General features: G+C 71.6%; 19 protein-coding genes and 1 pseudogene. 9 read left to right on the plus strand and 11 right to left on the minus strand.

Features of this window, described 5'->3' with window-relative positions; genetic code table 11:
- The first annotated feature begins 16 nt into the window (after nt 1-16).
- The 7 genes from ABTZ17_RS09565 (at nt 17) to ABTZ17_RS09595 (ending at nt 7796) form a co-directional block, all read left to right on the plus strand.
- Nucleotides 17-802, plus strand: a complete 786-nt coding sequence (locus ABTZ17_RS09565; protein WP_352194978.1) for an aldose epimerase family protein — start codon at nt 17-19, stop codon at nt 800-802.
- 77 nt (nt 803-879) lie between these two features.
- Nucleotides 880-1443 carry an orotate phosphoribosyltransferase gene (gene pyrE / locus ABTZ17_RS09570; RefSeq protein WP_352194979.1) on the plus strand — a complete coding sequence of 188 codons (564 nt, stop codon included), beginning with the start codon at nt 880-882 and terminating at the stop codon, nt 1441-1443.
- A gap of 198 nt (nt 1444-1641) precedes the next feature.
- Entirely contained in the window at nt 1642-2664 is a 1023-nt protein-coding gene (gene fbaA, locus ABTZ17_RS09575; RefSeq protein ID WP_352194980.1) for a class II fructose-bisphosphate aldolase, read from the plus strand.
- Between the two features lie 835 nt (nt 2665-3499).
- Complete coding sequence (locus ABTZ17_RS09580; RefSeq protein ID WP_352194981.1) at nt 3500-3913, plus strand: DUF3151 domain-containing protein; 414 nt, start codon at nt 3500-3502, stop codon at nt 3911-3913.
- 269 nt (nt 3914-4182) lie between these two features.
- A complete protein-coding gene (locus ABTZ17_RS09585; RefSeq protein ID WP_352194982.1) occupies nt 4183-5034 on the plus strand; it encodes a tryptophan 2,3-dioxygenase family protein in 852 nt (283 codons plus the stop codon).
- Nucleotides 5027-6250: a kynureninase gene (kynU, locus tag ABTZ17_RS09590; RefSeq protein ID WP_352194983.1), complete on the plus strand. Its 1224-nt coding sequence runs from the start codon at nt 5027-5029 to the stop codon at nt 6248-6250. The genes ABTZ17_RS09585 and kynU overlap by 8 nt, the downstream gene beginning before the upstream one ends.
- Before the next feature lie 667 nt (nt 6251-6917).
- Nucleotides 6918-7796 carry an alpha/beta hydrolase family protein gene (locus ABTZ17_RS09595; protein WP_352194984.1) on the plus strand — a complete coding sequence of 293 codons (879 nt, stop codon included), beginning with the start codon at nt 6918-6920 and terminating at the stop codon, nt 7794-7796.
- A gap of 133 nt (nt 7797-7929) precedes the next feature.
- On the opposite strand, the gene ABTZ17_RS09600 is transcribed toward ABTZ17_RS09595, so the two are convergent.
- Nucleotides 7930-9213, minus strand: coding sequence for an adenylosuccinate synthase (locus ABTZ17_RS09600; RefSeq protein WP_352194985.1), 1284 nt, complete (start codon nt 9211-9213; stop codon nt 7930-7932).
- Between the two features lie 163 nt (nt 9214-9376).
- On the opposite strand from ABTZ17_RS09600, the pseudogene ABTZ17_RS09605 reads away from it, so the two are divergent.
- Together ABTZ17_RS09605 and ABTZ17_RS09610 are read left to right on the plus strand one after the other, a co-directional pair.
- Nucleotides 9377-9847, plus strand: a pseudogene (locus tag ABTZ17_RS09605) (diacylglycerol kinase family protein); the annotation flags it as partial.
- 594 nt (nt 9848-10441) lie between these two features.
- Nucleotides 10442-10747: a hypothetical protein gene (locus tag ABTZ17_RS09610; RefSeq protein WP_502994631.1), complete on the plus strand. Its 306-nt coding sequence runs from the start codon at nt 10442-10444 to the stop codon at nt 10745-10747.
- A gap of 227 nt (nt 10748-10974) precedes the next feature.
- Here ABTZ17_RS09610 and ABTZ17_RS09615 read toward each other — a convergent pair whose 3' ends face one another.
- From ABTZ17_RS09615 to ABTZ17_RS09660, 10 genes are all read right to left on the minus strand, one after another.
- Nucleotides 10975-12192 (minus strand): cytochrome P450, encoded by a 1218-nt coding sequence (locus tag ABTZ17_RS09615; RefSeq protein WP_352194986.1) that lies wholly within the window; start codon nt 12190-12192, stop codon nt 10975-10977.
- 192 nt (nt 12193-12384) lie between these two features.
- A complete protein-coding gene (locus ABTZ17_RS09620; protein WP_352194987.1) occupies nt 12385-13044 on the minus strand; it encodes a response regulator in 660 nt (219 codons plus the stop codon).
- Nucleotides 13041-14381 (minus strand): sensor histidine kinase, encoded by a 1341-nt coding sequence (locus ABTZ17_RS09625; protein WP_352194988.1) that lies wholly within the window; start codon nt 14379-14381, stop codon nt 13041-13043. The genes ABTZ17_RS09620 and ABTZ17_RS09625 overlap by 4 nt, the downstream gene beginning before the upstream one ends.
- Nucleotides 14382-14469: 88 nt before the next feature.
- Entirely contained in the window at nt 14470-15150 is a 681-nt protein-coding gene (locus ABTZ17_RS09630; protein ID WP_352194989.1) for a response regulator, read from the minus strand.
- Nucleotides 15147-16466 carry a sensor histidine kinase gene (locus tag ABTZ17_RS09635; RefSeq protein ID WP_352194990.1) on the minus strand — a complete coding sequence of 440 codons (1320 nt, stop codon included), beginning with the start codon at nt 16464-16466 and terminating at the stop codon, nt 15147-15149. Before ABTZ17_RS09635 ends, ABTZ17_RS09630 begins: the two co-directional genes overlap by 4 nt.
- Before the next feature lie 10 nt (nt 16467-16476).
- A complete protein-coding gene (locus ABTZ17_RS09640) occupies nt 16477-17736 on the minus strand; it encodes an acyltransferase family protein (RefSeq protein WP_352194991.1) in 1260 nt (419 codons plus the stop codon).
- Nucleotides 17714-18697, minus strand: coding sequence for an alpha/beta hydrolase (locus ABTZ17_RS09645; RefSeq protein WP_352194992.1), 984 nt, complete (start codon nt 18695-18697; stop codon nt 17714-17716). Before ABTZ17_RS09645 ends, ABTZ17_RS09640 begins: the two co-directional genes overlap by 23 nt.
- A gap of 562 nt (nt 18698-19259) precedes the next feature.
- On the minus strand, nt 19260-19637 hold the full coding sequence (locus tag ABTZ17_RS09650) for a VOC family protein (protein WP_352194993.1): 378 nt from the start codon (nt 19635-19637) through the stop codon (nt 19260-19262).
- Between the two features lie 40 nt (nt 19638-19677).
- Nucleotides 19678-20067: a nuclear transport factor 2 family protein gene (locus ABTZ17_RS09655; protein ID WP_352194994.1), complete on the minus strand. Its 390-nt coding sequence runs from the start codon at nt 20065-20067 to the stop codon at nt 19678-19680.
- A 136-nt stretch (nt 20068-20203) separates the two neighbouring features.
- Nucleotides 20204-22180, minus strand: a complete 1977-nt coding sequence (locus ABTZ17_RS09660) for a serine/threonine-protein kinase (protein ID WP_352194995.1) — start codon at nt 22178-22180, stop codon at nt 20204-20206.
- Nucleotides 22181-22396 lie beyond the last annotated feature (216 nt).

The following is a 22396-nucleotide window of genomic DNA, read 5'->3' on the forward strand; positions in this document are numbered from 1 at the left end:
CCGTAGGGTCGGACCCATGAGTACGCAACTGACGGCGGGCGGCGCCGACGTGGTGGTCGATCAGGAGAACGGCTGCCGGGTCTCCAGCCTGCGCATCGACGGCACGGAACTGCTTCGACAGGGCGAGAAGTTCGGCGCCTTCCCGATGGTGCCCTGGTGCGGACGGATCGCGGAGGGCCGGTTCCGCAACGGCGCCGAGCAGCACCAGATGCCGGTCAACGCCCCCCCGCACGCCATCCACGGCTTCGGCCGGACGGCCGCCTGGCGCCCGGTGCGCTCCGAGAAGACCGAGGCAGCCTTCACCTACGACCTGGTCGAGCCCTGGCCGTACCCCGGCCGGGTCACCCAGACCTTCGAGCTCTCCGAGACGGCCCTCACCCTGCGGATGGGCGTGGAGACGTACGGGGACTCCTTCCCGGCCCAGGCCGGCTGGCACCCCTGGTTCCTGCGGAACCTCGGCGAGGGCGGCGAGGACGTCCGCGTCGACTTCGAGCCCGCCTGGCAGGAAGAGCGGGGCGCCGACCACCTGCCCACCGGACGGCGCATCGACCCCCTGCCCGGCCCCTGGGACGACTGCTTCGGCATGCCCTACGGCGTGGACGTCACCCTGACCTGGCCCGGCAGGCTGGAGCTGAAGGTGACCAGCCGCGCCGAATGGGTGGTGGTCTACGACGAGCAGGCCGAGGCCGTGTGCGTGGAGCCGCAGTCGGGACCGCCCAACGGACTCAACACCGAGCCCCGACTGGTCACCCCCATCGACCCGCTGGAGATCGAGACCACCTGGACCTGGCGGCGCCTCTGACGGCCCGCCCGCCGGGCCCGGCCCGCACGGTGGACGCCGTGCGGTACCGCGCCCGGCGGGAGCCTAAGCTCAGGGGCATGAGTGACGTGAACGAAGTCAAGCCCTCGGGCACCCGTGGTGAGCTGCTCCAGCAGATCAAGGACAAGGCCGTCGTGCACGGCAAGGTGATCCTCTCGTCGGGCCGCGAGGCCGACTACTACATCGATCTCCGCCGGATCACCCTGGACGGCGAGGCGGCCCCCCTCGTCGGGCAGGTCATGCTCGACCTCACCGCCGACCTCGACTTCGACTGCGTCGGCGGGCTGACCCTCGGTGCCGACCCCGTGGCCACCTCGATGCTGCACGCCTCCGCGGCCCGCGGCGCCCGCCTGGACGCCTTCGTGGTCCGCAAGGCGCAGAAGGCGCACGGGATGCAGCGCCGCATCGAGGGCACCGATGTCAAGGGCCGCCGCTGTCTGGTGGTCGAGGACACCTCCACCACCGGTGGCTCCCCGCTGACGGCCGTCGAGGCCGTGCGGGAAGCGGGCGGCGAGGTCGTGGCCGTGGCCACCATCGTGGACCGCGGTGCGGCGGACGCCATCGCGGAGGCCGGACTGCCCTACCTCACCGGCTACCAGCTGGCGGACCTGGGCCTGTCCTAACTGGTGACCAAGGTCCTCCGGCTCCGGCCGTGAGGCCCTGACCAGCGGTTTTGTCGCGGGGTGGAGTGTTTCACGTGAAACGCTCCACCCGCTGCGGGTGGAGTGTCACGCGGAGTCTGGAAAGATGTGGGCTGACGATGACGTCGCCCCCCAGGTCAGGGTCAGCAATCACCTCCCGCACATCCAAGGAGCGGACAGATGCCCATCGCAACCCCCGAGATCTACAACGAGATGCTCGACCGGGCGAAGGCAGGCAAGTTCGCCTACCCGGCCATCAACGTCACCTCGACCCAGACGCTGCACGCCGCCCTGCGCGGCTTCGCGGAGGCCGAGAGCGACGGCATCATCCAGATCTCCACCGGTGGTGCGGAGTTCCTGGGCGGCCAGTACAACAAGGACATGGTCACGGGCGCCGTTGCCCTGGCCGAGTTCGCGCACATCGTCGCCGCCAAGTACGACATCACGGTCGCGCTGCACACCGACCACTGCCCCAAGGACAAGCTGGACGGCTACGTCCGCCCGCTCCTTGAGGTCTCCGCCGAGCGCGTGGCCAAGGGCCTGAACCCGCTCTTCCAGTCGCACATGTGGGACGGCTCCGCCGAAACCCTCGCCGACAACCTGGCCATCGGCCAGGAGCTGCTCGCCAAGGCCGCCGCCGCCAAGATCATCCTTGAGGTCGAGATCACCCCGACCGGTGGCGAGGAGGACGGCGTCACCCACGAGATCAACGACGAGCTGTACACCACCGTCGAGGACGCGATCCGTACCGCCGAGGCCCTGGGCCTGGGCGAGAAGGGCCGCTACCTGCTCGCCGCCTCCTTCGGCAACGTGCACGGCGTCTACAAGCCGGGCAACGTCGTGCTCCGCCCCGAGCTGCTCAAGGACCTCCAGCAGGGCGTCGGCGAGAAGTACGGCAAGACCAGCCCGTTCGACTTCGTCTTCCACGGCGGCTCCGGCTCCACCGAGCAGGAGATCGCCACCGCGCTGGAGAACGGCGTCGTGAAGATGAACCTCGACACCGACACCCAGTACGCCTTCACCCGCCCGGTCGCGGACCACATGTTCCGCAACTACGACGGTGTCCTGAAGGTCGACGGCGAGGTCGGCACCAAGTCCACCTACGACCCGCGCACCTGGGGCAAGCTGGCCGAGGCCGGCATGGCCAAGCGCGTCACCGAGGCCTGCGCCAACCTGCGTTCCACGGGCACCCGCCTGAAGTGACCGAGGTCGTCCGCGCGTCGCGCCTCGACACCGATGCCCTGAGCCGCCCGCGGATCCCGCGACCGGCCCGGGGATCGGCACCGCCGGCCCGCACACGGACACCGCCTGACGCCTGACAGGAGCCCCGCCGCCGTCCACCCGGATGGCGGCGGGGCTCCTGCCGTTTCGGGGGCGACTTCCGGACGTGCGCCGGCGGGGGACCGGCCGCGTCGATCCGCGTCGATCCGGGTCGATCCGAGGTGACCCGGGGCGACCTGAGGGGACCCGTGTCGGCCCTGGTCCGCTGGTGCCGGGCGGTGGCGACCGGTGCCGAACCGCCTTCACTTGTACGTTGACCTGCGAAGACGGCGCCTACCCTCGGTTACCTGACGAAGTGGCAGGCGCATGCTGGCGGCGCCGGGGGACCCGGGGAGAGGCTTCGTACATGCCCCGGGATGCGCCTGTCCAGGGGAGGGCGCGGTGCGCCCCGGGGCCCTCAGGGTCCGGCTCTGCCGGACCCGCTGCGGGAGCGACGGCGTCCGCCGGTCACGAGGGGGCCCGGCGGACCCCGCCTTCCTGCCGCTCCCGCAGCCCGCAGCCCGCAGTCGACCGTGCCGGCCACGCCCGCCGTACGCATCGTGCCCGTTGTACCCGCCGTACCGGGCGTACTCATCGCGCCTGTGGTGTCCATCGAGCCTCGCGGCCGCCCCGCCCGCAGTGGGCCACCACCCTCCCCTCGCGGGGACCCGCACTCGACCCGGGCGGACCTCCCGATCACCTCGCCGGTCACGCCGGCCCACCCCGTATCGTGCGCCCCTGCCACCCGGGTTCGGGCCGGGCCGGGCAGACTGGGGTCATGGCCATTCACCAAGACCTCCTCGGGGGACCCGCCCCGACCCACCTGCCCGACGACCCCGAGCCCCGCGAGCTGCTCGCCGCCGGAACCGACCCGGCCGACGTCGCCGCCAAGTACCCCACCTCCTCCCTCGCCTGGGCCCGCCTCGCGGACGACGCCTTCGAGGCCGGGCGCCCCGTGGAGTCGTACGCCTACGCCCGTACCGGCTACCACCGCGGCCTCGACGCCCTGCGTCGCGCGGGCTGGAAGGGCCACGGCCCGGTGCCGTGGGAGCACGAGCCCAACCGCGGCTTCCTGCGCGCCCTGCACGCCCTCGCCCGCGCCGCCCAGGCCATCGGCGAGCAGCACGAGTACGAGCGCTGCACCACCTTCCTCCGCGACTCCTCCGCCACGGCCGCCGACACCCTCGGCTAGCAGGCGGCCCGGAGCACCGGACGCCCCGGATGCTCGGGCGTCCCGGATGCTCGGGCGGCGTCCCGGGAGCGCGGATCCGCCGTGCTCCCGGGGCGGCCCGCCCTCCGTCGCCGTCCGAGCGGCGTGGTCCGCCCGGCCCTGTGAGCCCGGTCACCCGGGTCTCGGCCGAGGCCCGAGAGCGGGCTTATGATGCCCGCAGGGGACCGGAGCTCCACAGCCTTCAGGAAGGAGCGGACCGCTACCCGGAAGTTCGTGTCGAGGAGACAGCGATGTCGCACAGCCTTGATGCCTCCGGAGCCGGTTCGGTGACCCCGAATCTCGACTTCGCGGGCACCACGCCGTACGAGGACTACGTCCAGGCAGACGTACTCACCCACCTCCAGCACCCTCGCTCCGATGACCCCGGAGAGATGGTCTTCCTGGTCACCACCCAGGTCATGGAGCTGTGGTTCACCGTCATCGTCCACGAATGGGAGACCGCGGCCCGCGCCCTGCGCGAGGACCGGCTCACCGTGGCGATGGACGCGCTGAAACGTTCCACCTACGAGCTGGAAGCCCTCAACGCCTCCTGGCGGCCCATCGCCCAGCTCACCCCCGCCCAGTTCAACGCCTACCGCAGCGCCCTCGGCGAGGGCTCCGGATTCCAGTCCGCCATGTACCGGCGGATGGAGTTCCTGCTCGGCGACAAGTCGTCCTCCATGCTGGTCCCGCACCGCGGCGCGCCCCGCGTCCACGACGAGCTGACCAAGGCCCTGTACGAGCCGAGCCTCTACGACGAGGTGCTCCGGCTCCTCGCCCGCCGCGGCTTCGCCGTCCCCGCCGCCGTACTCGACCGCGACCTCTCCCAGCGCTACGAACCCTCCCCCGAGGTCGAAGCCGTCTGGGCGCAGCTGTACTCCGGCGACGACGCCACCCAGCACGGCGAGCTCGTCGCCCTCGGCGAGGCCCTCACCGACGTCGGCGAACTCGTCTGGCGCTGGCGCAACGACCACCTCGTCGCCACCCGCCGCGCCATGGGCTCCAAGGTCGGCACCGGGGGCTCCGCCGGCGTGGCCTGGCTGGAGAAGCGCGCCACGAAGAACGTCTTCCCCGAGCTGTGGACGGCGCGCAGCCATGTCTGAGACCCCCACCGGCGACCTCGCCCTCCGCGCCGCGGCCCTGGACGCCGCCGACGGCCTCGGCAAGCTCCGCGACCGCTTCGACCTCCCCGAGGGCCTCGTCTACCTCGACGGCAACTCCCTCGGCGCCCTGCCCGCCACGGTCCCCGGACGCGTCACCGACGTCGTGGCCCGCGAATGGGGCGAACTCCTCATCCGCTCCTGGGACGAGAGCGGCTGGTGGACCGCCCCCGAGCGGATCGGCGACCGCATCGCCCCGCTCGTCGGAGCCGCCCCCGGCCGGATCGTCGTCGGCGACTCCACCAGCGTCAACCTGTTCAAGGCGCTCGTCGGCGCGGCCCGCCTCGCCGGCCGGACCCAGCAGCGGGGGAGCGGCGAACGCACCGAACTCCTCGTCGACGCCACCACCTTCCCCACCGACGGCTACATCGCCGCCTCCGCGGCCCGGATGACCGGCCTCACCGTGGTGCCCGTCGCCCCCGAGGACCTCCCCGGCGCCCTCTCCACGCGCACCGCCGCCGTCCTGATGAACCACGTGGACTACCGCACCGGCCGGCTCCACGACCTGCCGGGACTGACCGCGGCCGTCCACGCGGCCGGCGCCCTCGCGGTCTGGGACCTCTGCCACAGCGCGGGCGCCCTCCCCGTCGGACTCGACGAGCACGGCGTGGACCTCGCCGTGGGCTGCACGTACAAGTACCTCAACGGAGGCCCCGGCGCCCCCGCCTACCTGTACGTCGCGGACCGCCACCAAGCGGACTTCGACTCCCCGCTGCCCGGCTGGAACTCCCACGCCGAACCCTTCGCCATGATCCCCGGCTACGTCCCCGCCGACGGCGCGGTCCGCGGCCGCGTCGGCACCCCCGACATCCTGTCGATGCTCGCCCTCGAAGCGGCCCTCGACGCCTGGGAAGGCGTGGACATGGCGGAGGTCAGGGCCAAGTCCCTGGCCCTGACCGACTTCTTCCTGGAATGCGTGGACGCCTACGTGCCCCGGGGCCGGGTCGAAACGGTCACCCCGCTCGCCCACGCCGAACGCGGCAGCCAGGTCTCCCTGCGCACCGCGAACGCCGCGGACACCATGAAGCAGCTCATCGGACGCGGCGTCATCGGCGACTTCCGCGCCCCCGACGTGCTCCGCTTCGGCTTCACCCCGCTCTACGTCGGGTTCGCCGACGCCGAACGGGCCGCCCGCACCCTGGGCGACATCTGCGGCTGAGCCCTGGGCCGTCCCTGCCGGACTCCGTGGCGGACTCCCTGTCGGTTCCGCCGCCGGACTCTTCGTCGGGAAGCGCCGTCGGACTCCTCGTCCGATGTGCCGTCGGACGCGCCGTCGGATCCCCGACCGCACGCCCGGGCACCCGCCCGCGTGTGCGGTCGGGGAGTACGAGCGGGCGGTGAGTACGAGCGGGCGGAAGTGACCGCGCCCGGTCGGTGACGGCGTCGGGCGTGGTGACGGCCCTTCGTACGGGACCGCCTCACGAGGAGCCCGAGATCCCCGTGCCGAGCCGCACCCTCGGTCCTCGGTGCAGCAGGCGTCGCGGTGACGCGCGGAGCAGCGCATCGACACACCGGTGCACCGAGCGGTCGGTGCACCGGTGAATCGGCGCAGCGACGCAGCGACGCAGCGACGATCAGCGCATCAGCGCATCAGCGCATCGGCACGTCGGCGTGACGCATGAGGGTGATCGTCACGGTCGGCCGGGACCCCGCCCCCGCAGGCCGGGAGGAACGTCCCGCCCGCCCGGAACGGCCGCCGGCACCACCCCCGCACGCCCCGCTCCCGCCCCGATCCCGCTCAGGGGCGGCCCCCTCCCCACCCCGCGGCGACTGGTACCTTCCCGCTGCCCGGATCTTGTGCCCCGCGTACCGAGAGGCTGACCCGCATGTCGGACCCCGCAGTGGAACGGGATGCGGCCGAGGCCGCATCGGCGTTCGCACACCCGCCGGTCGAACCGGACGCCACCGCCCCCTACGGCGACCACCCCGACCAGACCGTCGACTTCTACGCCCCCCGCACCGGAACCGGCCCCGCCCCCCTGGTGGTGCTCGTGCACGGCGGAGCCTGGCGGGCCCCGTACGACCGGCGGCACGTCACCCCCCTCGCGGACTTCCTCGCCCGCCAGGGGTACGCCGTCGCCAACGTGGAATACCGGCGCGGCAGCCCCGTACCCCACCAGGGAGCCACCGGCCCCATCGCCGGACGCTGGCCCGAGACCTTCGACGACCTCGCCGCCGCCCTCGACGCCCTGCCCGGCCTCGCCGCCTCGGCCGTACCGCGCGCCGACCCCCGACGCACCGTCCTCACCGGGCACTCGGCGGGCGGGCACCTCGCCCTGTGGGCCGCCGCCCGCCACCTGCTCCCCGCCGACGCCACCCCCGCCTGGCGACTCGCGGCTCCACCCCGGCTGCGCGGTGTCGTGGCCCTCGCCCCCATCGCCGACTTCACCGTCGCCGAGGAACTCGGCGTGTGCGGCGGGGCCTGCGCCCAGCTCCTCGGCGGCCCCGACGGCTTCGCCGCCCGGCGCCCGTACGCCGACCCGGCAGCCCTGCTGCCCAGCGGCATCGCCACCACCCTCGTGCACGGCCGCGAGGACATCGTCGTCCCCGCCCGGGTCTCCGAGTCCTACGTGGACGCCGCCGCCACGGCGGGGGAGACGGTCGGCCTGACCCTCCTCGACGGAGTCGGCCACTTCGCCCTCATCGACCCCGCCGCCGACGCCTGCGCCGTGGTGGCCGAGGAGATCGCCCAGCTCGCCTGGTGACGGGAGCAGCGCACGGAAAACGGCCGGAGGGCCCGGGACGAACCCGGGCCCTCCGGCCGTTCACATCCGCTTCCTCAGCCTCGGCACCAGCCGCAGCCGCAGCCACGACGCAGCTTCGGCCTCGGCATCAGCCTCAGATGAAGGAGTTGATCTCGATGGTCTCGGTGCGGCCGGGGCCGACGCCGATCGCGGAGATCGGAGCGCCCGACATCTCCTCCAGCGCCTTCACGTACGCCTGCGCGTTCTTCGGCAGGTCGGAGAAGGTCTTGGCCTTGGTGATGTCCTCGGACCAGCCCGGCAGGTACTCGTACACCGGCTTCGCGTGGTGGAAGTCCGACTGCGAGTACGGCAGCTCCTCGACGCGCTTCCCGTCGATCTCGTACGCCACGCACACCGGGATCTGCTCCCAGCCGGTCAGCACGTCGAGCTTGGTCAGGAAGAAGTCGGTGAGGCCGTTCACACGGGTGGCGTAGCGGGCGATCACCGCGTCGAACCAGCCGCAGCGACGGTCACGGCCGGTGGTGACACCGCGCTCGCCACCGATGCGGCGCAGGTCCTCGCCGTCCTGGTCGAACAGCTCGGTCGGGAACGGACCGGCACCCACGCGCGTGGTGTACGCCTTCAGGATGCCGATGACCCGGGTGATCTTCGTGGGGCCGACGCCCGTACCGGTGCAGGCACCGCCCGCGGTCGGGTTCGACGAGGTCACGAAGGGGTACGTGCCGTGGTCCACGTCGAGCAGGGTGCCCTGGCCACCCTCGAACAGCACGACCTTGCCCTCGTCGAGCGCGTCGTTCAGGATCAGCGTCGTGTCCGCGACGAACGGCTTGATCTGCTCCGCGTACTGGAGCATCTCCTCCACGATCGCGCCGGGCTCGATGGCACGGCGGTTGTAGAGCTTGGCCAGCAGCTGGTTCTTGCCCTCCAGCGCCGCCTCGACCTTCTGCGTCAGGATCGACTCGTCGTAGAGGTCCTGCACCCGGATGCCCACGCGGTTGATCTTGTCCGCGTAGGTCGGGCCGATGCCGCGGCCGGTGGTACCGATCTTGCGCTTGCCGAGGAAGCGCTCGCCCACCTTGTCCAGGGTGACGTTGTACGGCGTGATCAGGTGCGCGTTTCCGCTGATCAGGAGCTTGGAGGTGTCCACCCCGCGCTCGTTCAGGCCACGCAGCTCGGAGAGCAGGACAGCGGGGTCGACGACCACGCCGTTGCCGATCACCGGCGTGCACTCAGGGGTGAGGATGCCGGAAGGCAGCAGGTGCAAGGCGTACTTCTGGTCGCCTACGACAACCGTGTGGCCGGCGTTGTTGCCGCCCTGGTAGCGGACCACGTAGTCGACGGAGCCACCGAGGAGGTCGGTGGCCTTTCCCTTGCCCTCGTCACCCCACTGGGCTCCGAGCAGCACAAGAGCGGGCACAGGCGTACACCTCTTCCGGATGGGGCATGTCCAAGGTCAGGGGGCGTACGACGATGTACACCGCAGGCTGAGCCGTCGGACCGGTACCCCGGAATAGACGAAGCCCCTGGCGCAATAGCGCAAGGGGCTCTTGCACAAAGATGCTACCCGAGGAAGGACCGAGGTGTCGGCTCCAGAGCCCACCATGAGCCACGCGGGCGCGGCGGAGGCCGCCCTGCTCGTGCTCGTCGACCCGGTCGCCCGCCGACTCGACGGCGAGTCCGTGCGGATCGCGAAGGACGTACTGTCCGCCGGGGCGGCGGCGAAGATCTGCCTCCCCGCCGACCCCGAGGAGTTCGCGCGGGCACTCGCCCGCCGGGGCCATAGGCGCCCCGTCATCATCGGAGACGACCGCGCGCTGGTCCGCGCCGTCACCCTCCTGCACCGGGAACGGGCCCTCCCCGGGAGCGTCCTCTCCCTGGTCCCCGTGGGCACTCTGACCACCCTGAGCCTCGCCCGTTCCCTCGGCGTTCCCACCAGCGCCGTGGAAGCGGCGCGCGCCGTGCTCGACGGAACGATCCGCCGGCAGGACCTCTTGGTGGACGACACCGGTGGCGTGGTCCTCGGAGACCTCCGCATCCCCGCCCTCCCGCCCCTCCCGCACCCCACCACCTCGCGCACCGACCGCCTCCTTCCCCGAACCCGCGACCGGGCCCGCGACCGGGCTTCGGAACGCCCCACCGGCCCCCGCCCGGCAGCAGCCGGCGGGGAGGCAGGAACCCTGGGGCCGGCAGGTCCCGGGGCGTCCGAGGCCGGACCGTCGGGAACTGGGGCACCTGGGAGCGGGGCGACCACGGGTGCAGTACCGGAGTCCGAGGGGCCCCCCGCCCCCGCCCCCGCCCCCTCCCCCCACCACCCCGTCCCACCCCACCCCACCGAAGCCGGGGCACCCCTGCCCGAAGTTCGGTCACCCTCGCCCGGAGCCGGAGCCGGAGCCGGAGCCGGAGCCGGAGCCGGAGCCGGAGCCGGAGCCGGAGCCGTGCTCGGCTCTGCCTCGGGGGCCGGTGCCGCTCCCGCCGCCGGCGGGTCGACGGGCTCGGGCGGTTGGTCGGCGGCGCCGGGACCTGACCCCATCCCGATGCCCGGACCCCGTACGGGCCCGCCCGCCGGCGGTGCCCGCGCTGCCGCCATCGGGGGCGCCGTCTGGGATGCCTGCCGCTCCTTGGTGCGGAACCTGGTCCGCCCGCCCATGGGCGTCCAGGCAGCGGCTCCCGGGGCCGGTGCGGCCCACCGGCTCCGGGTCGAGGCCGACGGCGTCGTGCTGATCGACCTGGACAGTCCCGTCCACCAGGTCTCCGTGTTGGCCTACGAGGGAACCGTCGAGGTGACCGTACGGAGCGGCCCCTCCGCGGCCCCCGTGACCGTGCGGGCCCGATCCGTGACGGTCTCCGGCCCGGCTTTCCGCTACCGCGCCGACTACCAGGCCACGGGCCCGGTCACCCGCCGCACCTGGACCGTGCACCCTGCCGAATGGGCCCTCACCCTCCCTCGCTGACCACCACCGGCAGGCACCCAGCCGCCCGCCTTCCGCCGCTGCCCTCCTCCGTCCTGTTCCGTCCCCTGCCCGGCCCGCAGGGGGCCGCGGGCAGGGTGGCGGCGGAGGCTGTGGTGGCCTGCCCCGCTCCTGTCCCTGCTCCTGCGCCAGGCAGGGCGTGAGGGCTCGGTGGCAGGCCGCCACCGACAGCCGACATCGACGGTCGCCCCCGAGCCCGAGGCCGGTCTTCAGCAGGCCACGATCAGCTCCCGGAGGCCGCGGATCACGTACCCCTCCTCCCACTCGGGCTCCCGTACCAGACGCAGCGGCGGCACGGACGGGTCCAGCAGCGCCCCGAAGGAGGCCGCCAGCTCCAGCCGGGCCAGCGGAGCACCCAGGCAGTAGTGGATCCCCGCACCGAAGGTGATGTGCGGATTGTCGGTACGGGTGAGGTCCAGCCGGTCCGGGTGTCCGAAGCGGCGGGGATCCCGATTGGCGGAGCCGAACAACAGCGCCACCTCGCTTCCCCGCGGAATCACCGTGCCACCCACCTCGATCTCGTCGAGGACCCACCGCTCGAACATCTGGAGCGGCGTGTCGAACCGCATCAGTTCTTCCACAGCTGTGGGCAACATGTCCGTCGGCGCCGCCCGAAGCTCCGCCAACTGCTGCGGATGCCGGAACAGGGTCAGCCAGCCGTTGGCCGTGGTGTTCACCGTCGCCTCGTGGCCCGCGTTCAGCAACAGCACGCAGGTGGACACCATCTCCTGCTCACTCAACCTCCCCTCCTCGTCATGAGCGGTGATCAGCGCGGACACCAGGTCCTCACCCGGATCCCGCCGACGCTCCGCGATCAGCTCCCGCAAGTAGGCGTCGAACTCCACCGAAGCCCTCACGGCCCGGTCGGCCGTCTCCGCGTCGGGCTTCAGCTCGAACATCCCGCAGATGTCCGCCGACCACGGCCTCAGCAGCCCACGATCCACCTCCGGCACCCCCAACAGCTCGGCGATCACCGCCACCGGCAGGGGCTCCGCCACCTCCTTCAACAGGTCCCCACCCCCCTGCGCGAGGAACCTCTCCGTCAGCTCCGCGGCCAACCGCCGCACCGCCGGGGTCAGCCGATCCACCATCCGCGGTGTGAACGCCTTCGCCACCAGCCGCCGGACCCGCGCATGCGCCGGATCCTCCAGGTCGAGCAGCCCATTCCCGTTGAGCACGTGGAACGGCTCCTGCTCCGGCGGGGGAGGGGACTGCCCGAACTCCTCATGGCTGAAGCGGTGCAGGTAGGTCCGCCCCAACCGCCTGTCCCGCAACAACGCGCTGACATCCTCGTAGTGGGGGATCAGCCACTGCCCCGTGGCCTCGGACCACAGGGCCCGCCCCTGCGCCCTCAGCTCCCGGTAGGCGGGGTACGGGTCCGCCACGAAGGCCGCCGACCAGGGATCGAACCGAACAGCATCGTCCATGCCGCCGACGCTAGCGGAGCACGCCCGCCCCCACCTGTCCGTACCTCCTTTCCCGCGCAGGCCCTTCACTTCTGTGGCTTCGTCACGGCCCGATCGCCCCACCCCACTACCCCCGCCGCTCGGCTGCGACTCGGGCCTGAGTCCGCTCCGCCACCGGCTGCCCCCGGGGACACGACCGGCGGCGGTAGGGCCTCAGGTCGGGGTGACCAGCCGTGCCTCGTAGGCGAACACCGCTGCCTGCGTTCGGTCCCGCAGACCGAGTTTCACCAGGATCCGGCTCACATGCGTCTTGATCGTCGACTCGGCGATGACCAACCGGTCCGCTATCTCGGCATTCGACAACCCCTGGGCGATGAGGACCAACACCTCCGTCTCCCGCTCCGTGAGTTCCGCCACCGAGGTCCGAGCGGCGGGCCGCTGTACCTCAGCGAGCTTCGAGAACTCGACGATCAGCCGCTTGGTCACCGAAGGTGCCAAGAGCGCGTCACCCGAGGCCACCACCCGCACCCCCTCCGCCAACTGCTTCGCGGAGGCGTCCTTCAAGAGGAACCCCGAAGCCCCCGCCCGCAGCGCCTGGTACACGTACTCGTCCAGATCGAAGGTGGTCAGCACCAGCACCTTCGCGTCCACATCGGCCGACACGATCAGGCGCGTCGCCTCCAGCCCGTTCATGACGGGCATCCGGATGTCCATGAGGACCACGTCCGGCCGGAGCTCCGACACCTTCCGGACGGCCTCCAGACCGTCCACCGCCTCACCGACCACCTCGATGTCCGGCATGGCCCCGAGTAGTACCGAGAACCCCTCCCGGACCATCATCTGGTCGTCGACGATGAGAACCCTGATCGTCATGCCGGGTCCCCAGGCTCCGCCTCAGCACGCGGCACCGGTATGAACACGGCCACCTCGTACCCACCGTCGCCGGTGGCCCCCGCAGTCATGTCGCCCTCCAGCATCGCCACCCGTTCCCGCATCCCGGTGATGCCGTGCCCGGCACCCGGCGACGGCCGCACATCCCCGACCGGCGCCTCGTTGTGAATGCGCAAGCCCAAACCGCCCAACACGTACGACACCTCCACCCCGGCTGCCGCACCCGGTGCGTGCCGCAGCGTGTTGCTCAGCGCCTCCTGGATGATCCGGTACGCCGACAGCTCCACGCCCTGCGGGAGCTCCCGCACCGACCCCGTCACCGTCTTCCCCACGGGCACCCCGGCCTCCCGGACGTTGGCCAGCAGACCGTCCAGCACCGCCAGCGTCGGCTGCGGGGCCTCCGGGGCCTCGTAGTCCTCGGACCGGACGACACCCAGCACCCGACGCAGCTCCGTCAGGGCCGCCACCGCGTTCTCCCGGATGGTCACGAACGCCGCCTCCAGCTCCGGCGGCGGATCCTGCACCCGGTACGGGGCGGCCTCGGCCTGGATCGCCACCACCGACATGTGGTGGGCGACCACGTCGTGCAGCTCACGGGCGATGGTGGTCCGCTCCTCCAGCAGCGTCCGCTTGTCCCGTTCCACCGCGGTCACCGTCTGCTGGGCGACCACCTCCCGTTTGGCCTCACGCCGGATCTGCACCACCGAAACAGCCAGCAGGACCAGAGCGGAGACGAAGGCCATCGGGACCGTGTTCGCCGAAAGACCCTGCTGCGCCACCGCAGGCAGCACCAGCCCCATCGCCAGGGTCAGGGCCCACATCCACACGGTGACCTTCGGCTCCGTCCGCAGGGCCACCACGGCCATCACCACGAGATGCGCGAAGAACGTCGCAGGGGTCCACGGCCAGGAGCCGGAACCCACGCCGAGCACGGCGAGGAGCAGGGTGACCGCCAAGGACACCCACCAGGCGCCGATCGGACGGCTGAGCGTCAGCAGGACGGCTGCAGCGGGCAGCCCCCCGGTCAGGATCCAGCCGGGGTAGCCCAGGGAGTAGTCGCCCGTCGTGGACGCCACCGACAGTGTCATCAGCGCGGCCGCCACCACGACGGCGTGCGGGGTCCAGGCCGTGTACGGGCGTATCCGCTTGGGGAGCAAACGGCTCGGCCTGCTGTCCGTGGACGACCGCGGCAGGGGCCGGTAGGCGAACGGGTCCGTACACAGGGCTTCCTGGAGACTGCGCAGCAGCCCCGCCGCGAAGCGGACCTCAGGGGGTCGGGTCGGCTGGGTCCGGGTCGCCCCGGCCAAGGTCTCGGTCATACCGAAACCGTAGGTGTCCGGGCCCGTGGTCCGCGTCGCCGTACAGCGGGATCCTCGGGGGTCCCTCTCAAGTACTACGAGGGTCGGGTCAGTAGCCCGAAGGACGGATCAGGCCGGTCTCGTAGGCGAAAACGGCGGCCTGGGTCCGGTCGCGCAGCCCCAACTTCACCAGGATCCGACCCACGTGCGTCTTCACCGTCTGCTCGGCCACCACCAGACGTGCTGCGATCTCCGCGTTGGACAATCCTTGGGCGATCAGCGCGAGCACCTCGGTCTCCCGCTCCGTCAGTTCCTCCACGCGCTGCTTCAACGGGCCGCGGGGGGCACCCATACGGGAGAACTCAGTGATCAGCCTCTTGGTGATGTTGGGCGACAGCAGCGCCTCACCGGCCGCGACCACACGCACGGCCTCGGCCAGCTGATCGGCGGAGGCGTCCTTCAGGAGGAACCCGGAAGCGCCGGCCCGCAACGCCTCGTAGACGTACTCGTCCAGATCGAACGTGGTCAGGACCAGCACCTTCACCTCGGAGCCGGGCTCCCGGGTGATGCCCGCGGTGGCCTCGATACCGCCGACACCCGGCATGCGGATGTCCATCAACACCACGTCGGGACGGAGCTCGGCGACCTTCGCCATTGCCTCGGCACCGTCGACGGCCTGGCCGACCACCTCGATGTCGGGCTGGGCGTTCAGGAGGACCGTGAAGCCCTGCCGGACCATCATCTGGTCGTCGGCGATCATGACGCGGATCGGGGCGTGGGAGGTGGTCATGTCTCCTTCTTCGGTTCGGTAGGGGTGGCCACCGAACCGGTCGGCAGCACGGCGGACACCTCGTACCCGCCGTTCGGGCGCGGCCCCGCGGCGAGTTCGCCCCCCAGCATGCCCGCCCGCTCCCGCATGCCCAGCAGTCCGTGCCCCGCTCCGGGCGAGGCCGGAACGGGCCCGGTGGGCGCGGTGTTGGCGACACACAGGTACAGGTCACGAGGGCCGTAGGCGATGCCGACTTCCACCTGTGAGCCGGGGGCGTGGCGCAGGCAGTTGCTGAGGGCCTCCTGCACGATCCGGTAGGCGCTCAGTTCGACGCCGGGTGTGAGGGGACGCCTGATCCCGGCGGTTTCGACGGCTACGGACAGTCCGGCGGCCCGCACGTTGTCCACGAGGGAACCGAGATCGGCCAGCGTGGGCTGGGGATGATGCTGATCGGCCTGGTCCTCCGCGCTCTCCGACCGTAGGACACCGAGGACGCGGCGCAGCTCGGTGAGGGCCTCCAGGGCGTTCTGCCGGATGCCGGCGAGGTTCTCCTTCAGTTCCTCGGGAGGGTCGGTCACGAGGTAAGGGGCGACCTGTGCCTGGATGGAGATCACCGACATGTGGTGGGCGACCACATCATGCAGCTCCCGGGCGATGCGGCTGCGTTCCTCCAGCAAGGCCCGGCGGGATCGCTCTTCTTCGGTCAGTGCCTCCTGGTCGTGGAGCCGGCCGCGGGCCACCCGCACTCCGCGGAGCGCGTACCCCAGCAAGGAGGAGAAGCCGAAGAGGACGGCGACCTGGAACCCGGTGAGGGAGGAGTGCTCCGGCCGCCAGATCGTCTCGATGACGAAGGTGACGAGGAGAGCCACCCCGGTCAGTTCGAGCGTGACCCGTGGCGTCACGCGGAGGGCGGCGAGGAACAGGACGGCCGCGAAGGCGAACATGCTCGACGGCGGCCACATCCAGTTCTGGCCCGGGCCCACGGACCCGTGAATGGACAGGGCCGCGACGATGCCGGTGATCAGTGCCAGCCACCACGCGGCGATGGGCCGGAACATCGCGAGGAACACCGACACCCCGGTCACGATGCCCACGGGCAGTGCCGTCCCGGCGGTGATGTCGTAGTGGTTGGTCAGGTTCGTGGTGGTGAGCCCGCCGAACATGTACGCCACGAGTGCGCCGAGCACCTGGGGCAGCCGGTTGAGGCGACGCGGTTTGCGGAGCGGGGGGAACGGATCGCGTCGGAGGGTGAACAGGTCCGTGGCCAGACGGCGCGGCCACAGCCGGACGGCCTCGGGCAGGCCGCGGCCCCGCTCGCTGTCAGGTTCGGAGTTCACCCGGGTCACCTTAGGCATGGGAAGCCTCCTCGCCGACAGCCGGTATCGCCCGGACGGGAGCACGGAACCCGGCGGGGCGGAGGCCCCGTTCCCTCTTCCCGGGGTCAGGCCGGGCCGGGCCCCGCTCATGGATGTGGAAGGCGGCCTGGCAGACGGCCAGCGCCAGGGCGAACACGGGAAGCCACAAGAGGCGGGCGGCTATCCAGTCCGCGGACGAGGGAAGGCGATGGAGCCCGGGAAGGTCGGTGTCCACCAACAGACCCAGAGCCGTCACGGCCATCATCGCGGTCTGGTGCCACAGGAACACGGTCATGGCCGACAGGTTCACCAGGGCCACGGCGGCCCACACCAAGGGCCGGCGCAGGGCCCGGGCCAGTGGGTCGCGCACCAGTAGCGCCAGGCCGCATTGCGCCAGCCCGAAGGTCACCGCGGCCAGGGTCGGCGGGTTCAGATTCGACACCGGCGCTCCCGGAACACCCACCATGGAGCTCGGATAGCCGGCCCACACGACCAGGACGAAGGTGGCCACCGCCCCGCCCACCAACATCAGGACACCGTCCCGGCGGCGGGCCAATCGGCCCGTTGACCAGGTGGCGCCGAGGCAGTACGGCACGAGCCAGCCCGCCGCGACGTTGACCCAGCCGAGCCACCCGGGCCCACCCAGCCCGAACCGCACCACGTCCACGACGAAGACCACGGCCGCCGGCCATCCGGGATGCAGTCGGGCCACCCACGGCGTGGCAGCGGTCAGGGCGGCGAAGACCACCAGGAACCACAGCGGGGACAACACCAGGCGCAGCAAGGGCCACACCGTGTCCCAGCCCACTCCCCCCACCGACAGGATCGCCACGATCACCGCCCACAGGCCGAGGAGTGCCAGGACCGGCCGGAGCAGCCGGGACAACCGCTGCACGAGCCACGACCTGTAGGGGACGCCCCGGCTCCGAGACCGCAGGTATCCGTCGGCAGCCACCCGGCCGCCGACGAAGAAGAACACCGCGAGCGTCTGGAACACCCACGACACGGGTGCCAGCCACGGCATCTCCGCCAGTGGACTCACGGGACGAAGCACCCCGCTCCCGTCGGTCAGCGCCGTCACGAGCCAATGCCCCAGCACCACACCGGCTATCGCGAAAGCACGCAGTGCGTCCAGAGACCGGTCCCGCTCCCGAGGGGTACCGGCGTCGATCCGACGGACGAGGGCCCCGATCCGAGGGAGCCGGGCCCCGGTGGACAGACGTCGTTCCTCAACCACGGGACACCGCCCCATCGCGGCCGTGTGCGACGGACACGGAAGAAGCGTGGGGGCCCAAGGCGATCCGCGCGAGACTCTCCAGGGACTCCGTGCCGGGCTTCAGATAGTCGCTGTGCCCTCCCTCCCCGGCGGTGAACGGCTGAGCTCCGAAAGCGGGGTCGACCGGATCCCTGCCGAAGCCGACTCGCAGCCCGGGCAGTTCGACCCGGGTGTGGGGGACGCTCCCGATCCAGTCGGAGGCACCCCTGCCCGCCCAGACCCGCGCCGCACCCGTCGGCAGCTCCGCCACGGAGCCGAACCCGGTACCTGGGCTCCCGAACAGCACCACGTCCGTGAGCGGTCGGCTTCCCGAGACTCTCGCGCAGACCACGGAACCGTAGGAGTGGCACAGCAGTGACAGCTCGGCGGCCGGGGTGAGAGAACTCAGTTCTTGGAGGAAGGGCCCGAGTGCGCGGGCAGCTTCCTCGGCCCGGCCCGTCGTCACCACCGCCGGGCTCACCGTTCCAGGGGTCTCGTACCCCAGCCACGTCACCACCGCCGAACGCGGTGCAGACTTCCGCATCCGGTCGTACAAGGCGACCGCCCCCGCCCGGAACCGCTCGTACGTCTCGATGGACGTGTCCGAACCAGGGACCAGGACCGCGACGCGTCTCGCCGTCGACACGTCACCGAAGACCTCCACGATCCGGCCCGCACCATGGCCGTCGAAGAAGAGGAGCCGCGCCCGCTCGCGAGCCAGCCGGCGGAGCGCGGCCGCCCTGCCGTCCCGCCCCGCCTCCTCGGCCATGCGGGCCGCCGTCACGACACCGGCCGCGTTCACCTCGAACCTCTCCGCGGCGGGAGTACCGACGGGGAATCGGGCGGGGGCGGGCGCGGGCACGCCAGGAAGCGCCCCCGCGGTCAGCGGCAGGGCGACGGCGCCGACGACGAGCGCGGCCAGCAGGGCGCGGCGGAGCCTTCCAGGGCTGCGGAGCATGGGGCGTTCCTCCGGGTCGGGCGGCAGTCCTTCTGCCTGCCCCGAAGCTATGAACCGCACCGACTGGTCGACATCCCGCTGCGGAGCCGCCTTCTCGCCTGGCTCTCAGGTATGACACCCCCTACCTGAGAGCCGACTCCGGCCCGAAGGGGATTGGGCCGGGTCGCCGGGTGGCACACCCTCGGCAACAGGATCCACCCCCACCCCACCGGACACCGGCAGGGACCGGGACTCACCGAGGAGACACGATGAAGAAGACCACGCCCCCGACCCGATCCCACCCGACACCCGGGACACGTGGGACATCCATGACGCCGGTGTCGCCTACGACGCACGCGAATCCGGGCCACTCCGACCGGTCGGACCGTACGCGGATCGTCGGACGGACCGCCGGCATCGAGCAGCCCGATTCACACGGGCGACACGGGTGCACGCAACGCGGCTGCCGGGCCCGGCGGAAGGAACCCCACGAGGAGGTGATCGCCGTCTGGGCCGACCCCGACGAAGGCGAACCCCCCTTCAGACACGGCCCACCCGGCTCTCTCGGACCAGCCGGAGCGGATCAGTGGCGCACCAGGCAGAAGGGGTGGCCGGCCGGGTCGGCGAACACCCGCCAGCCCCGGACCTCAGGGCCCGTCTCCAGCAGGGACGCACCGAGGGAAAGCACCTGGGCCTCCGCCGCATCCAAATCGGACACCCCGAAGTCCAGATGGAACTGCTGGGGGCGAGCCGGATCGGGCCATCGAGGCGGCTGGTACTCCGCGGCCCGCTGAAACGCGAACACCGTCCCCGAAGGAGTGTGAACGGTCGCCCAGTCCTCATCCAGTTCCCAGCGGGCATCGGGACGGTTCACCGCCCCACCCGACAGGGCGCCGTAGAACTCCGCCAGAGCCTGCGGTTCGGGACAGTCCAGCACCACGCACTGAAGAGCAGCGATCATGCCGTGATCCTAGGACCGGCAGCGTCGCAGCATCGCCGGCTCAGGGTCCGTCCGTGCCCAACAGCTCCACGAAGCCGGCTCGCCACCGGGGAGCGGGATCCTGCCCGGGACTCGTCCAATACTCGCGACCCCGGACGATCCGCCCGTCCCGCACGGTCCAGAAGGACACGGCACGGTAGACGACGTGGTCCTGCGGAATCTCCACCTCCGACACGACCAGCTCACCATCGGCCAGTATGCGCAGCACCTCCACGGACCACTCCTCCGTGAATTCGCTGTTCACGGCGATGAAATTGGCCCGTCCCACGATGCGTTCGCCGCTTACCGGCCAGTCGATCACGGCGTCCTCGGCAAGTAGATCGCCCGCTCGCACCCAGTCCCGTGCCTCGATCCGTTCCCACAACTCCTGCACGACGTCCAACGGCTCCATGCGCGGCAGCATGCACAACGGCAATCCGGCGCAACAAGGTTTCCCAGAAGGCTTATTGACCTCGACACAAAAGAAGCAGGTGTGTTGCATGGAATTGAGAATTACGCTCTTCGCCCCGATGCCGGGCGTCCCGGTGTCAGGAGCCCTTCGTATAGACCAGCGGAGCTTTCCCGCTGCCGACCAGTTCCCGTTCCAAGGTGGTTTCGGAGCGCAGGGTCAGTCGGCTCCACTGCCCCGGAGAGCAGCGCGCGGGGTCGCCCGAGCTGACGCTCGAAGGAGCCAGTTCCACCGGAGGCCCGGCGGTCCGCAGGGTGGCGGACCAGGTGCAGCGGAAATCGGTACCGGTGACCGACAGCACCATGACGGTGGAACCCACCTCACCGGGGCTCAGGGCCAGCTGCCACGAGCCGGTCTCGGAAGTCGCGTACCAGGTACCCGCGTATCCGGCGGGCAGGCGCCCCGGCGTGGACGGCGAAGGAGACAGAGAGGAGGGCGATCCGCCGGTCCCCGTGGTGCCCTCGGAACCGGCACTGTCGCCGGCCATGCCCTTCCCGTCGGTGCCGACGGAGGCGGTGGGCCCGGGCCCGCGTACTTCGGGATCGCCCGTCGAGTGCATGAAGGCGTAGACGGAACCGCCCGCGAGGAGCGCGACCACCACGGCCAGAACCACCAGGAGCACGCTCGGCAGGGTCCGTCGCGGCCGGTCCTCGTAACCGACGGGTGGACCGTAGCCATAACTGGAAGCGGGCCCGGGCCCGGGCCCGTACGGGCCGTAGGAGGCCGGGGTCGTCCCGGCGAGATGAGGAGCAGCGGCATGCCCTCCCGACGGCGGCGAGGGGTAAGGGCTCGCCATCGGTGCTGTGAAGGGAGTCGTGGGCGCTGGAGGAGAAGAAGGCGACGCCGGCCCGAATGGTGGTGGTGAGGTCGGATGACCGGTACGAACTCCGTATACGGCCGCTCCGGGACGGGACGGTGGCAAGGGAGCGGCCGGTCCAGGGCCAGTGGAGGCTGCCGCTCCGTGAGCGTCGTCGTGGGAGGAAGGAGTCCGCTGAGGGTCCACCGGGTTCGACGAGAGGAGGGGAGAGAGCAAGGGAGGCGCCTGCGAGGGACGCGCGTGAGCGGATGACGCGGCGTTCGGATCGGCTGCGGCGGGTGAGGGGCGCGCGGGACCCGAGTCCTCACGGTCGAGGAGCTCCACGGCATGCCGGCCGAGCTGGGCGACCAGGGCGACCGGCAGCCAGGGCTCGATCGACCGGCCGTCCGCCACGGTGTCCTGCGCGCCCACCAGCGCCAGGAGATCACCCGGGGTGGGACGGGCGGCAGGATCCTTGGCCAGGCACGACCGCACGAGGTCCCGCAGTGAGGCGGGCACACGGGAGAGATCGGGTTCGGATTCGGCGATCCGCAGCAGGAGAGCTGCAGCTCCTCCTTCGCTGTCGGTGTCGCCGAAGGGCAGCGTGCCACCGGCCGCGTAGGCGAGGAGGGAGCCGAGACAGAAGACGTCGCAGGCGGTGGTGACGGCCTCACCCCGCAACTGCTCGGGAGCCATGAAGCCCGGGGAGCCGATCAGCTCACCGGTGCGGGTGTGCGAGCTCAGGATCGAGGTGTCGGCGGCACCGCCGTCCTCCAAGGCGCGGGCGATGCCGAAGTCGATGACCCTGGGGCCATCGAGGGTGACGAGGACGTTCGAGGGCTTCAGGTCGCGGTGGATGAGACCGGCGGCGTGGATGTCCTGGAGGGCGTAGGCCAGTCCCGCGGTGAGAATCCGCACGGAACGCTCGGGTAGCGGGCCGTAGTTGTTGGCCACGACCGCCTGAAGACTGGGGCCGGCCACGTAGCCCGTGGCGAGCCACGGCACTTCGGCCTCGGTGTCGGCGTCGAGGACGGGTGCGGTCCACTCCCCGGCGACCCGACGGGCCACCGCGACCTCCTGCCGGAACCGGGCACGGAAGTCGGGGTGCTGGGCGAGGTCCCGCCGAACCAGCTTCACGGCCACCGTGCGGCCGCGTTCCGAGCGGGCGAGGAACACCTGGCCCATCCCGCCCGCGCCGAGGCGGGCGAGGAGGCGGTACCCGCCGATTTCCTGCGGGTCAGTCGGTGACAGATGTTCCATGGCCTTGAGGCCCCTCCCCCTAGGACTGGCCGAATGGCCCGAGGATAGTGCGGCGCGGGGCCGGGACGCAGGGCAGCGGGCGCGGTGGTCGAGATGTTCGGTTTCGGCCGCGGGCCAGGTAGGGCGTGCAGGGGTTGTGGGCCGGCGGGGCGAGGGGTGGGGGGAGGGAGGGGGGAGGGGCCCTCCCCGATCCAACTCCGGGGGGACGGCGGGCAG

The sequence above is a fragment of the Streptomyces sp. NPDC097619 genome, from assembly GCF_040302735.1.
Classification (GTDB): Bacteria; Actinomycetota; Actinomycetes; order Streptomycetales; family Streptomycetaceae; genus Streptomyces.